At 43.9% G+C, this 13,922-nt stretch carries 11 protein-coding genes; 9 read left to right on the top strand and 2 right to left on the bottom strand.

What is annotated here, in order from left to right; translation table 11 throughout:
* Positions 1 to 24 precede the first annotated feature (24 nt).
* Together NAQ_RS05205 and NAQ_RS05200 are read right to left on the bottom strand one after the other, a co-directional pair.
* Positions 25 to 933, bottom strand: coding sequence for a PEFG-CTERM sorting domain-containing protein (locus NAQ_RS05205; protein ID WP_100182551.1), 909 nt, complete (start codon positions 931 to 933; stop codon positions 25 to 27).
* A gap of 63 nt (positions 934 to 996) precedes the next feature.
* Positions 997 to 1,836 carry a PEFG-CTERM sorting domain-containing protein gene (locus NAQ_RS05200; protein WP_100182550.1) on the bottom strand — a complete coding sequence of 280 codons (840 nt, stop codon included), beginning with the start codon at positions 1,834 to 1,836 and terminating at the stop codon, positions 997 to 999.
* Between the two features lie 178 nt (positions 1,837 to 2,014).
* On the opposite strand from NAQ_RS05200, the gene NAQ_RS05195 reads away from it, so the two are divergent.
* The 9 genes from NAQ_RS05195 (at position 2,015) to NAQ_RS05155 (ending at position 13,745) form a co-directional block, all read left to right on the top strand.
* Complete coding sequence (locus NAQ_RS05195; RefSeq protein WP_100183470.1) at positions 2,015 to 2,266, top strand: DNA-directed RNA polymerase subunit H; 252 nt, start codon at positions 2,015 to 2,017, stop codon at positions 2,264 to 2,266.
* Positions 2,267 to 5,614 carry a DNA-directed RNA polymerase subunit B gene (locus NAQ_RS05190; protein ID WP_100182549.1) on the top strand — a complete coding sequence of 1,116 codons (3,348 nt, stop codon included), beginning with the start codon at positions 2,267 to 2,269 and terminating at the stop codon, positions 5,612 to 5,614.
* A complete protein-coding gene (locus NAQ_RS05185) occupies positions 5,615 to 9,403 on the top strand; it encodes a DNA-directed RNA polymerase subunit A' (RefSeq protein ID WP_100182548.1) in 3,789 nt (1,262 codons plus the stop codon).
* 43 nt (positions 9,404 to 9,446) lie between these two features.
* On the top strand, positions 9,447 to 10,625 hold the full coding sequence (locus NAQ_RS05180; RefSeq protein WP_100182547.1) for a hypothetical protein: 1,179 nt from the start codon (positions 9,447 to 9,449) through the stop codon (positions 10,623 to 10,625).
* A 45-nt stretch (positions 10,626 to 10,670) separates the two neighbouring features.
* Positions 10,671 to 11,774: a Kazal-type serine protease inhibitor family protein gene (locus tag NAQ_RS05175; RefSeq protein ID WP_100182546.1), complete on the top strand. Its 1,104-nt coding sequence runs from the start codon at positions 10,671 to 10,673 to the stop codon at positions 11,772 to 11,774.
* Positions 11,775 to 11,883: 109 nt separating this feature from the next.
* Positions 11,884 to 12,192 (top strand): ribosomal L7Ae/L30e/S12e/Gadd45 family protein, encoded by a 309-nt coding sequence (locus tag NAQ_RS05170; RefSeq protein WP_100182545.1) that lies wholly within the window; start codon positions 11,884 to 11,886, stop codon positions 12,190 to 12,192.
* A 50-nt stretch (positions 12,193 to 12,242) separates the two neighbouring features.
* Positions 12,243 to 12,701, top strand: coding sequence for a NusA-like transcription termination signal-binding factor (locus NAQ_RS05165; RefSeq protein ID WP_100182544.1), 459 nt, complete (start codon positions 12,243 to 12,245; stop codon positions 12,699 to 12,701).
* A gap of 2 nt (positions 12,702 to 12,703) precedes the next feature.
* Positions 12,704 to 13,141 carry a 30S ribosomal protein S12 gene (locus NAQ_RS05160; RefSeq protein ID WP_100182543.1) on the top strand — a complete coding sequence of 146 codons (438 nt, stop codon included), beginning with the start codon at positions 12,704 to 12,706 and terminating at the stop codon, positions 13,139 to 13,141.
* A gap of 4 nt (positions 13,142 to 13,145) precedes the next feature.
* Positions 13,146 to 13,745, top strand: coding sequence for a 30S ribosomal protein S7 (locus NAQ_RS05155; RefSeq protein WP_100182542.1), 600 nt, complete (start codon positions 13,146 to 13,148; stop codon positions 13,743 to 13,745).
* Positions 13,746 to 13,922 lie beyond the last annotated feature (177 nt).

Here is a 13,922-nt window from a genome sequence, read left to right as displayed (position 1 = left end):
AAAAATGAAAAAAGTATAGAGACTTTAGTATCTTGGTGAGATGCTAAGTCGTGTTCTTGCAGAAACAGCAATTATAGATACAATTGCTACTGCGAGAATGATTGCTGCCATTGTGCCAAATTCTGGAACTGCATAAGTACCTATGATCTCAATCTGTGAAGCGCCGTCTGGAACTATGATCTCGACCCATCTTGTTGAATCGTCGCTATCAACTTCCTCATAGTCTGCTTCTTCATCATCAACTAGGACAATGAAGTCCACATCAGAGCCGTCCTCTGTTGCATCCAAGACATCTCTTGGGATTGCAAGTGAGACGAATCCGTCGCCTTCAGTTTCGATTTTCAGAATGAGTGATTTTGTTGCACTGCTGACAGAGGATCCTGTCACTACTACTCCATCTGCTTCAAATGGAACGCAGTAGACTTCTCCACCGCCTTTTACTGCAAGCTCACCATCACCACATGCTACCTCTCCCATTGGTGCTTCACCTACGAGCTCAATCATGACCTTGTCGTTGATTTCTTGTGGGCCATATTGTGCTCGAACGGTGTACATACCATTTGCCTTAAAGAGAGCGCTTGAGGTGCTAAACACTGTTTCAAATGTGTTGTCCTCTGAAACTTCGACTTGATGAACGCTCACAATGTTGTTCTGTGGACCAATCACTGTGACTGTTACTGGAAAGCCAGGTTTGATGTTTGCAACGGTGCCGCTTACTACAACTTCAGACTCGTGGTCATAGACTCGACTGTCTGTCCAAACCGCAATTGGCAAGTCGTTTTGAGCTGCCAAGTTGGCTTTTGTGTAAATGTCGTTGCTGCCACAATCTGGGCATGCCTCTTCGTCGAAGGTAGATGCATAAGTTGGTACTATTGCTAAAGTGCCTGCTGCAGCCATTATGGCAATTAGCACGGATAGTGCATAACTATTCATCTTGATTGGCGATTAGAATGCTGACTATTTATGTATATTTAAAAAATGAAAAAAGTTGAAGATCTAGTATTTTGGCAGGATACTTAGTCTGCTTCTTGATATGGCAACTATTGATACAATTGCCACTGCAAGAATGATTACTGCGATTGTGCCGAATTCTGGGATCACGAAGGTTCCGATGATCTCGATCTGAGTGTTTCCGTCCTCAAATTCTATGGTCAAAGTGCGATCTTCGGAGGTGGTTGTTTCCTCAAAGTCCACTTCTGCCCCATCTACTAGGACGAAAAAGCTGTCATCTTCACCGCTCATTCCGTCTGGACCAAGTCTTGCATCAAGGATGCCTCTTGGAATAATCAGGGTTACTTCGCCGTCACTTGTAGTCTCTATCTCTACGATTAGGGACTTTGCTTGGACGTCTGGAGTAATGCTGAGTATTTTACCGCCCTTTATCTTGTATCCAACTGATCCATCGTCTGGGTTAGCCAGCGAGAATTGTGGTACTTTTGGTCCTGGAATTACGTCTCCGGAGCCACCAAACTCAAAGCTTGTCTCTGCGGTTCTTGTTGCTGTTCCATATAGCACCTTTATGGTGTATTCTCCAGCAGATCTCCACAGAGGACCGCCAGCAGTCAGGTCAATTCCAAATGTATTCTCATCTGAAACTGGCAGTTGTTGAGCAGTAACTAAGTTTCCGTTGGCTGCAAAGACTTGCAAAGTCACATCATATCCAGACAGTCTTTCTCTGACTGAACCTGATACTGTGATTGTTTCTCCATCTTCGTATGCCTCTTTGTCGGTACTAACTGTGACTGCATCTACAAATTCCTGAGCAAAAGCTGGTACTGCTACTGAGCCTGTAGCCAGAATTGTAAACAACGCTAGTGTTGCGTACAGAGTATTCATCTTGCTTTTTCGTTCTAACGAATACTATTTAAGCTTAGGAAAAAAATCATTGACTAATAACGAAAAATATTGGATTTTTGCATGGATCTTGATTAACTATATATAAAGTCTTTTTAGAGTTTTTTTAGTTTGTTTGGTAATTTTCAAGATTTAGCTAATGCTATCCATGGTGAGAAAAGTGGCAACTAAAAAAACACACGTTCTAGTACCTGATCACATTTACGTGCCAAAACACGAAATCATGACCAAAAAAGATGCAGAAGAAGTCCTCAAAAAATTCAACTGCAAACCAACTGAGATGCCATTGATTTTTGCAAACGATCCAGCAATTATCGGACTTGGCGTAAAACCGGGAGACATGATAAGAATTACAAGAAAGAGCCCAACTGCGGGTGAGAGCATCTATTACAGATATGTGGTGGAGATCTAAATGACAGACCCATCTAACAAGCGCTGGCCAATCATACAAGACCTCCTAAAAAGAGAGGGAATTGCAAGACAACACCTAAACTCCTTTGATGAATTCTTGGAGAGAGGATTGCAAAGCATCATTGACGAAGTGGCACAAATTGAAATTGAAAACGCAGAATATCCATACAAGATTCAGCTTGGCAAAGTAAAACTGCAACAGCCAAGAATGATGGAACTTGACGGCTCTATTACTCATATTACTCCAACAGAGGCAAGACTGCGAAACGTATCGTATTCTGCGCCAATAATGATGGAGGCAAGCGTAGTAGAAGACGGAAAAATCCTAGAATCAAGATTTGTCCACATTGGAGACATTCCGGTCATGGTACGATCCAATGCATGCATTCTGCACAATTTCTCTACTCAAAAATTAATTGAACACGGCGAGGATCCAAACGATCCTGGTGGATACTTTATCATCAACGGCTCTGAACGAGTTATAGTAGGACTAGAGGATCTGTCCTACAACAAGATCATCGTCGACAAGGAAAAGGTTGGCGGCAACGATGTCTACAAGGCCAAAGTCTATTCTTCGATTGTTGGTTATCGCGCAAAACTAGAACTAGTAATGAAAAACGACGGACTGATCGTAGCAAGAATTCCAGGATCTCCAGTAGACATTCCAGTAGTTACATTGATGAGGGCACTCGGACTAGAATCCGACAGGGAAATTGCAGCAGCTGTTTCTTTGGTAGAATCCATCCAAAATGAATTAGAAGCATCATTTGAAAAAGTAGCCGAAGTCCAAACATCAAAGGATTCCATTGTGTATATTTCAAAGAGAATTGCGCCAGGTATGCTAGAAGAATTCCAGATCAAGCGAGCAGAAACATTGCTTGACTGGGGACTATTGCCACACCTAGGAAAGCATCAAGAAAACAGAAGAGAAAAGGCCCAGTTCTTAGGCGAGGCAGCATGCAAGCTAATCGAGCTAAAGTTGGGCTGGATTTCTCCAGACGACAAGGACCATTATGGAAATAAAGTAATCAAATTCGCAGGACAAATGCTAGCTGACCTGTTCAGAACTGCATTTAGAAACTTGGTCCGCGACATGAAATACCAACTGGAAAGATCCGGACAAAAACGAGGAATCAATGCAGTAGCAGCTGCCATTAGACCAGGTATAGTATCAGACAAACTAAACAACGCAATTGCAACAGGAAACTGGGGCAGAGGTCGTGTCGGCGTAACACAACTCCTAGACAGAACAAACTATCTGTCCACAATTTCTCATCTTCGAAGAATCCAGTCTCCATTATCCAGAACACAGCCAAACTTTGAGGCAAGAGACTTGCACCCAACTCACTTTGGAAGAATCTGCCCAAGCGAAACACCAGAAGGCTCTAACTGTGGTCTAGTCAAGAACTTGGCATTATCTGCTATAATATCAGTAAATGTTTCACCAGAAGAAATAATCGAAAAACTCTACGACTTGGGCTCGGTACACTTTACTGATGCCAAAGAAGATCTGAAACGAGACGGAACCCGTGTCTTTGTCGATGGAAGACTGGTTGGCTACTACAAGGACGGCGACAAGCTGGTAGAGTCACTGCGTGATCTGAGAAGAAACTCCAAGATTCACCCACACGTAGGCATTTCATTTTTCAAGCCAAACGTGGAAGGCGCAACAAAGCGACTCTACGTTAACTGCAATGCAGGCCGTGTCTTGAGGCCACTAATTGTGATTAAAGATGGCAAGCCACTACTCACACAAGAGCTAATTGACAAAGTATCAAAGAAGCTCATGTCTTGGAATGACCTTCTAAGAATGGGAATCATTGAGCTAAACGATGCAAACGAGGAAGAAAACTGTTACATCACAATAGATGACAAGGACACCAAGAAATTCACTCACCTAGAAATATTCCCATCGGCAATCTTGGGAGCAGGCGCATCAATCATCCCATATCCAGAGCACAACCAGTCCCCAAGAAACACATACGAGTCTGCAATGGCAAAGCAAAGCTTAGGATTTTCAACACCAATGATGAACACTAGCACCTATGTTAGACAGCACTTTATGTGGTACCCACAAACACCAATTGTTACCACAAAAGCGCTAAACCTGCTTGGAATGGAAGACAGACCAGCAGGACAGAACTGTGTAGTTGCTGTATTGCCATTTGACGGATACAACATTGAGGACGCAATTGTAATTTCTAAAGCTGCAGTGGACAGGGGCCTTGGAAGAACATTCTTCTACAGAATCTATGAGGCTGAAGCAAAACAATACCCAGGCGGAATGAGAGACAACTTTGAGATTCCAAACGCCGAGGACAACATCCGAGGATACAAAGGAGAAAAGGCATATCGATTACTAGAAGAAGACGGAGTTATTGCAACAGAGTCAAACGCAGTTGGCGGAGACATTCTGATTGGCAAGACCAGTCCTCCGAGATTCATGGAAGAGTACAGAGAGTTCGAGTCCAAGGGACCATACAGAAGAGACACATCAATTGGCGTTAGACCATCAGAGACTGGCGTAGTCGATACAGTAGTCATGACACAATCCAACGAGGGCGGCAAAATGTACAAGATTAGAGTTAGAGACATGAGAATTCCAGAAATTGGCGACAAATTCGCATCAAGACACGGACAGAAAGGTGTGGTTGGAATTTTGGCAAGATACGAGGACCTACCATATACCGCAGAAGGAGTTATTCCAGACGTATTGATCAACCCACACGCATTCCCGTCACGTATGACAGTTGGAATGTTTATGGAGTCTGTGTCTGGCAAGGCAGCTGCAGTTAGAGGTGCAAGATTTGACGGCTCTGCATTTGTTGGAGAAAAAGTAGAGGAAATCAAGGCAGCACTGGAAGGCTCTGGACTGAAATATTCTGGTAAAGAAATAATGTACGACGGCAGAACTGGAAAACCATTCCCAGTAGAAGTCTTCATCGGAGTTGTGTATTATCAAAAACTGCACCACATGGTGGCAGACAAGATTCACGCAAGAGCAAGAGGACAAGTCCAAATGCTGACCAAGCAACCAACAGAAGGTCGTGCAAGAGGAGGAGGACTCAGATTTGGTGAAATGGAACGAGACTGCCTAATCGCATATGGCGCATCCATGATTCTCAAAGACAGACTATTGGATGAATCAGACAAGTCTGAGATCTATGTCTGTGAGCGATGCGGACTAGTTGCATATCATGATGTTAAACAAAGAAAATACGTTTGCCGAGTCTGCGGAGACAAGGCAAAGGTCTCATCAGTTTCCGTGGCATATGCGTTTAAGCTATTGCTCCAGGAAATGCAAAGCCTCAACGTAGCGCCAAGACTAATGATCAAGGAGAGAGTGTAATTGTCAGTTCAAACAGTAAAATCAATTGACGGAATCAAATTCTCAGTTTGGTCACCAACTGAAATTCGAAAATACTCTGTAGCTGAAATCACGGCACCGGAGACATACGACGAAGACGGAATGGCAGTCCAAGGTGGACTCATGGATGGCAGACTAGGAACACTAGAGCCTGGACAAAAATGCCTCACATGCGGAAACACCGCGGCAAGATGCCCTGGCCACTTTGGTCATATTGAATTGGCAGAGCCAGTATTACACATTGCATTTATTGACAATATTCACAAATTACTATTAGCAACGTGTCGTTCTTGCTCCAGACTAAAGCTTCCACAGGAAGATCTTGACAACTATGGCCAAGTTCTCAAAAAGGAAGCAGCATACACAATAATTTCACAAAAGAGAATTCCCGATGAAATCCTAGACAAGGCCAAAAAAGCAAAGGAATGCCCGCACTGTGGAAAACCACAATACGACATGATTTTCACAAAACCAACAATATTTATCGAAAAAACCGAAATTGGCGAGCACAGACTATTACCAATCACAATACGAGAGAGATTTACACAAATTCGAGACGAGGACCTAAGATTATTGGGCTATGATCCAAACACCGCAAGACCGGAATGGTTCATCTTGCAGGTATTGCCGGTGCCACCAGTAACAGTTAGACCATCAATCATCCTGGAAACAGGTATCAGATCAGAAGACGACTTGACCCACAAAATGGTCGACATCATCCGTGTAAATCAAAGACTAAAGGAAAGCAAGGACGCAGGTACACCACCACTAATCGTCCAAGACCTAGTTGACCTGTTGCAATACCACACAACCACATACTTTGATAACGAAGTTTCTGGAATCCCGCAAGCTCACCACAGATCTGGCAGGCCACTAAAGACACTAACACAGCGACTCAAAGGAAAGGAAGGAAGATTCAGAGGATCACTGTCCGGCAAAAGAGTAGACTTTTCCAGCAGAACCGTCATCTCGCCAGACCCAAGCCTTGATCTGTCAGAAGTTGGTGTGCCAGAAGCAGTAGCAAAGAAGCTCACAATCCCAGAGATTGTAACTGAATGGAACATTGAGAGAATGCGAGAGCTGGTAATCAACGGACCAGACAAGTTCCCAGGTGTCAATTATATTGTAAGACCAGACGGCGTCAAAATCAGACTGGATTTCGTAGAGGACCGCTCTATCATTGCACAAAACATCGAAGTTGGTTATCTAGTGGAGCGACACCTAGCAGACGGCGACATTGTAATGTTCAACCGACAACCATCACTTCACCAAATGTCGATTATGGCTCATTATGTCCGGGTACTACCAGGAAAAACATTCAGACTACACCCATCAGTATGTCCGCCATACAACGCAGACTTTGATGGGGACGAAATGAACTTGCACGTACCACAAAGCGAGGAAGCCCGAGCAGAAGCAATTCTACTGATGAGAGTACAAGACCAACTTATTTCACCAAGATATGGCGGTCCAATCATCGGAGGCCTTCGAGACTTTATCACTGGATCATACCTTCTAACCAAAGATGACACGATGCTCACACCGCAAGAATTTGCAAACTATGCAATGCTTGGCGGATACGAGGGAACATTCCCAGAGCCAGCAGCAAAAGGAAAAGACGGCCCAATGTACACTGGAAAGCAACTCTTCTCATTGTTCTTGCCATCAGACTTTAACTATGTAATCACATCAAAGTGGTCCAAGGGAACAAAAGGCACACAAAAAGACGTTGTAATCAAGAATGGCCAGCTGATTAGTGGAGTAATCGACAAGGCATCAATTGGCGCAGAAGAGCCGGAAAGTGTCTTGCACAGAGTTGCTAAAGACTATGGTAATGCGGTTGCAAAGAAATTCCTCAACTCTGTATTGATTGTGGCAAAACAATTCATCACTCACTATGGATTCAGCTATGGTTACTCTGATCTGGAATTATCAGAAAAAGTACGATCCGACATCCACGCAGGAACTGACGAATCATACAACACAGTATATGATTTGATTTCACAGGCAAAGAAAGGCACACTAAAGCTAACTAGAGGACTTTCTGCAGACGAGGCACTGGAAGCCTATATCGTAAACGAATTATCAAAGGCAAGAGACAAGGCAGGAAACACAGCTGACCAGCAGCTAGACAAAAACAATGCCGCAAGAATCATGGCAACAACAGGAGCCAGAGGCTCATCACTAAACATTGGCCAGATGGCAGGCGCACTAGGACAACAGTCAATTCGTGGTAATAGACTAAACAAGGGCTACAACAACAGGGCACTGCCACACTTTAAGGAAAATGACGACAACCCAGACGCACATGGATTTGTAAAATCAAACTATAGAGACGGATTATCCACAATAGAGTTCTTCTTCCACGCAATGGGAGGAAGAGAAGGACTAGTCGACACTGCAGTCAGAACCCAACAATCTGGTTACATGCAGAGAAGACTAGTCAACGCGCTAGAGCACATCAAGCTAGAATACGACAATACAGTGCGCGACCCACACGGACACATCATCCAATTCCTGTATGGTGAAGACGGAATCGATGTTGCAAAGTCCGACCACGGCGAGGCATTCAACATAAACAGACTGATCGAATCAGAGACAATCGTAGACACTGGCAAGAAAATCACAAAAGAAGAAGCAGAAGACATGGTAAAGAAATACACCAAGTCATTCAACCCAAGACTCACCCGCCTAGTCGAAGAGTCAATCCTACATTCAAAATTATCCAAAGAGGGAACAGAAAAAGTACTCAAAAAGGCAGTTGACTTGTACCACAAGGCAAAGGCAGAGCCAGGACAAGCGGTAGGAATTGTAACTGCGCAATCTATCGGAGAGCCGGGAACCCAGATGACACTGAGAACATTCCACTTTGCAGGAATCAGAGAACGAAACGTAACACTAGGTCTGCCAAGACTAATCGAATTAGTCGATGCAAGAAAAAAGCCAGTAACACCGACCATGGACATCTACCTGGAAGAAAAATACAAAAAATCCAGAGAGAAGGCAATCGAGGTTGCAAGAAACACACTACAGACCAAGATATCCGCACTGGTAGAAAACGTAGAAACCGACTATGCAACACAAATCACAATTGAGCTTAGTCCAACCGCACTCTCCCAGAGAGGTTGCACAGTAGAAGAAGTCGAGGCAGCACTTGCATCAAACAAGAAATTCAAAATGGAGACTAGCGGCAACACCATTACCCTGACACTGGCAGAAGAATCTGATGCTCCAACTGCAATTGCAATTAGAAACAAGGTACTAAACTCCATAGTAAAGGGAGTGCCAGACATTACTCGTGTAACAGTTGCACAAAAAGACGACGAATGGGTCATCCAGACAACCGGCTCTAATCTGGCAAAGGTGCTGGAAATCGACGGAATCGACAAGAGAAACGTTAGAACAAACAACGTCTTTGAAATTGCGGCAACACTAGGAATCGAAGCTGCAAGAAACGCACTAATCAACGAATTATCTACAACTCTGGAAGACCAGGGACTGGAAGTCGATTCCAGATACATCATGCTGGTATCAGACATGATGTGCTCTCGTGGATACCTGCAACAAATCGGTCGACACGGAATCGCAGGAACCAAAGACAGCGTATTGGCAAGGGCTGCATTTGAAATCACAGTCCCAACAATTGCAGAGGCTGCACTGACCGGAGAAATCGAAGAGCTCAAAGGAGTTACAGAAAACGTAATCGTTGGTTCAAACATTCCAGTTGGTTCTGGAACAGTAGATCTCTACATGCAAGTATCCAAGAACTAATCATTAGTTATCTTCAAAAGCCAGCAGCGCATTCTACGAAACATTGCTAGCGTTATTTTTAGTACCGTTACTCTTTTCAGGCGCGTTTGCAGAGCAAATCCCTGACTATTACAAACCGTATGCGCCAATCTACTTTGACAGAGATATCTATTCTTGGACTGACAAGGTTCGAATCACAATTGCAGCGCCTGCATGGAACGCAAATCAATACGGAATTGATTCAATTGGCGATGATTTCGATCATCCAATCAAAATCTCCACATCATCTGCATCCTTGAATCAATACAAGCTAACAGAGACTAGTCCAAACAGCGGAGTCTTTACCGGAGAGATAATTCTGTCTGGATTTGCACATGATGCAGACGGAGACGGCGATGATGATACCACGCCGCGAACAAGTGGCAGTGGTCCAACTGGAGGATTTTTGGAAACAGACCGTGATGACGGATTGACTATATCGTTTGAATTTGCAGATGGGGTTGTCCTAACAGAGTCTGCCCAAATACAATGGAATATTGCTGAAGCTGAATTTTCAAATCCAAATTATTTGGAGAATGACCAAGTTTTGATTCAAGTAATTGATCCTGACATGAACCTAAATCCAGAAACCCTGGATGATGTGCAAATCGACGTATCGTCTGATTCGGATTCTGCAGGAATCAAAGTCATTGCAACAGAAACAGATGACGAGTCTGGAATCTTTGAGGCAACAATAATTCTGACGCAAAGTGACGATTCCAGCGGTAACAGACTGCGTGCACTAGATGGTGATACCATCACTGCAATATACAAAGACAGGACACTGCCTGCACCAAATTCCATACGAGATGACCTGGACATAATTGCAAAATCACAAGTTGGTTCCGGCTCTCCTGGCGCATCAAAAATTGCAATTGATGAAATTTATCTGGCAGACTCGCAAGGAAAACAAATCCAAAACCCAAAACAAAATCAGCAGTTCCAAATCATAACGCACATCCAAAACTTAGAATCACACAAGCAAGACTTTACCAATATTATTCAAATCACTGACCAAAACGGCGCAGTCGTCTCATTATCTTGGATTGTCGGCAACCTGAACGCGGGCCAAAACTTTGAGATATCCCAGTCCTGGACTCCAAAGCACAAAGGCCAGTACACAGTAGAGGCGTTTGTGTGGAAATCGTTAGATGACGCATCGCCACTAGCACAAGCCCAAGTGCAAACCGTAACAATTCAGTAAAGTAACACTCAAGAATATTATATCTGATCTTACATTCTGAGTATAATGGCAAAAACAATGCTGTCAATATTGACAGTAAGTGTATTGTTGTCTGCCGCATTTTTCACATCGTTTGCAGTGCAAGCAGCCGATGCCGCAAAGGCACAAGGCTCGCCACAAAGCCAAGGCGCAAAGGCCTTTGGCTCAAAGACTGCAAGCAAAATTTGCGGCGACAAGCTATGCAAGGACGTAAAGAAATCTACTACAAAACCGGAAATGCCGTCTGAAAAAGCAAAACCAGTAGCATGCACCAAAGAGTACATGCCGGTTTGCGGAGTAAACGGCATCACATATGGAAATGAATGCATGCTAAAGGCAGAAGGAATGGAACTTGCATACAAAGGAGAATGCAAGGCACCAACAAAGCCTCAAGAAAAGCCAGCAGAAAAACCGATGGCGCACAAATCAACCATAACATCAAAGACTGCTACCTCTGCAACTGATCCGGGCCTTGGCCACGAATCACACCAGCTAGTGTTGGTCTTGCCGCCAAGCAAGTCAATCTACAAAGGTACGATTACATATTCAGCATCCGAGCCAGTACAGCTAGTAGCATTGACTGGACCTCTTGCTGAAGGAGAAGACAAGGGCCAGCCAATCTGGACACCGGACGGCAAAACAAAATTTGCGCTGACACTGGTTGACACACAAACAGCATCCGGCACATGGAGCTTTGCAGGAAATGCAATTGCAATTCATACAAGAAATGCAGAGCCATTTACCGTAAGCTATACTGTCAGCTATATGGAAAAGGAATCTGCAGAAACCATCAAGACCGGCACTCTGACGTCTGCAACAGATCCTGGAGTTGGACACGAATCGCACCAGCTAGCAGTGATCCTAGCACCATCTGAGAAACCATACAGCGGACTTCTCACATATTCAGCATCCGAGCCAGTACAGCTAGTAGCATTGACTGGACCTCTTGCTGAAGGAGAAGACAAGGGCCAGCCAATCTGGACACCGGACGGCAAAACAAAATTTGCGCTGACACTGGTTGACACACAAACAGCATCCGGCACATGGAGCTTTGTAGGCAACGCACTTGCAGTACACACAAAAACTACCGAACCATTCACTGTAAGCTACACTGTTGTAGCGTCACAGTAATCTCTTTTCTTATTTTTAGTTAAAATCGCAAAACCTCACATTTGATCAAAACATCCAAGGGTAAATCTATAAAGGAGCTATTTCGGATCGACATTACACAGTGATATAATTGGGAAAACTCTTAGAAAAAGCACTCAAGGACGCACTAAACGATAACAAGTGTGTACTGGGCTCAAAGCAAGTAATACAGTCAATCAAGGGCGCAAAGCTAGTCGTAATTTCAAATTCAGTAACACCAGAAGAACTAAAAAAAATCCAAGACTCGACTAGTGACGGAAAAATTTCCACACTGAACTTTGATGGAACATCAATCGCACTAGGAAAATTGTGCGGATTACAGTATAGAGTTTCAGCAGCTTCACTAACATCCATTGCCGACTCTAATGTCAAGGCAATTCTAAAAGAAGAATCCAAATGACCACTGAAAGTTTAAATGAGAGCCATCTCGGTCTGAGATAATCCGTCGATATGCCACAAACAATCAAACTAACAACTGATCAAATGCGTTTGATCTCGCTTTTTCAAAACGTAACCGGCGCATCTGCGCGTGATTGTGTGGAAGACGAAAAGCAAAACCGAGTAATTTTTGTAGTAAATGAGGGAAAAATGGGCCTAGCAATCGGAAAAGGCGGCACCCATATTCGAAACCTGCAAAACATTGTCAAAAAATCAGTAGAACTAGTTGAATATTCAGATGACCCAGTTGTATTTTTGAAAAACATGCTAAATCCAAAACTTGTAACCGATGTAAAACTGAACAAGCGCCTTGACGGCTCTACTCAGGCTATTGTATTAGTTGATGCCAAAAAGAAGGGAATCGTGGTGGGTAGAGAGGGCAGAAACGCAGAAAAGGCAAGACTGCTTGCAAAGCGCTACTTTGAGATTACAAGCGTTTTAATTAACAGTCCGGACAGGATGATGGAGTAGATATGGCAAAGTCACCACTAGGATTATTCGCAGGACGCGTACTCAAGGCAAAGCGCAAGCGACAACGCTGGCAAATTGGCACCTACAAGCGCAGACTATTAGGATTAAACATAAAGGCAAACCCACTTGGTGGTTCTCCACAGGCAAGAGGAATTGTTTTGGAAAAAGTTGGCGTTGAGGCAAAGCAGCCAAACTCTGCAGTCAGAAAATGTGTCCGAGTACAATTGATCAAAAACGGCAAGACAGTAACTGCATTTTTGCCACGAGACGGCGCAATGAACTTTATTGATGAACACGACGAGGTCCACGTAGAGGGAATGGGTGCAACACAAGGCGGTGCAATGGGTGATATCCCAGGTGTACGATTCAAGGTTTTCAAGGTTAATGGCACTTCACTGCGAGAGCTAGTCCGCGGAAGAAAAGAAAAGCCAAGGAGATAGGGACATGGCCGAGACTCAGAATCTTTTGCTATTTAGAAAATGGGACCTGACTGGAGTAGAAATCAAAGACCCAGGCCTCAAGACAGTAATCTCTCTGCGCAAAGTAGTATACCCACACACATTTGGATCATCAGCTCTTAAGAAATTCAACAAGGCCGATGTCAACATTGTAGAAAGACTTGCAAACAAGCTTATGCACTTTGGCAAAAAATATGCAAAGAACACCGGCAGAATGGGAGGCAAAAAGGCTCGAACCATGAACACCGTAAAAGCTGCATTTGAAATCATCCACCTAAAGACGGGCAAAAACCCAATCGAGGTTTTGGTGCGAGCAATTGAACACTCGTCACCAAACGAGGACACCACAAGAATAGTGTATGGTGGTACTGCATACCACGTATCAGTTGATGTCTCACCACTAAGAAGAGTTGATCTGGCACTACGATTCATCTCTGATGGTGTCAAGGAATCATCATTTTCAAATCCAAAATCCATGGAAGAATACCTGGCAGAGCATCTAATTGCGGCAGCTGCGAACGACGCGGCAGCTCCTTCTGTCAAAAAGAAAAACGAGCTAGAGCGCGTAGCCCAGGCATCTAGATAATCGTATTCTGCAATCTAAAATCCAATTCATTCATAATTCTTGCAACACTATCAGACAAAGTATCTATGTCTACGGCTGCAAGTTTTACGAGTATTCGAATATCCTCAATTGTAATCTCGCTGTTTTTCATCTGTGGAGCAAAGGTATTCCTGAATTTCTGGGCAGCATGCCATACTG

Origin of the sequence: Candidatus Nitrosotenuis aquarius, from assembly GCF_002787055.1 — an archaeon.
Classification (GTDB): domain Archaea; phylum Thermoproteota; class Nitrososphaeria; order Nitrososphaerales; family Nitrosopumilaceae; genus Nitrosotenuis; species Nitrosotenuis aquarius.
This window is presented reverse-complemented; position numbering and strand designations above follow the sequence as displayed.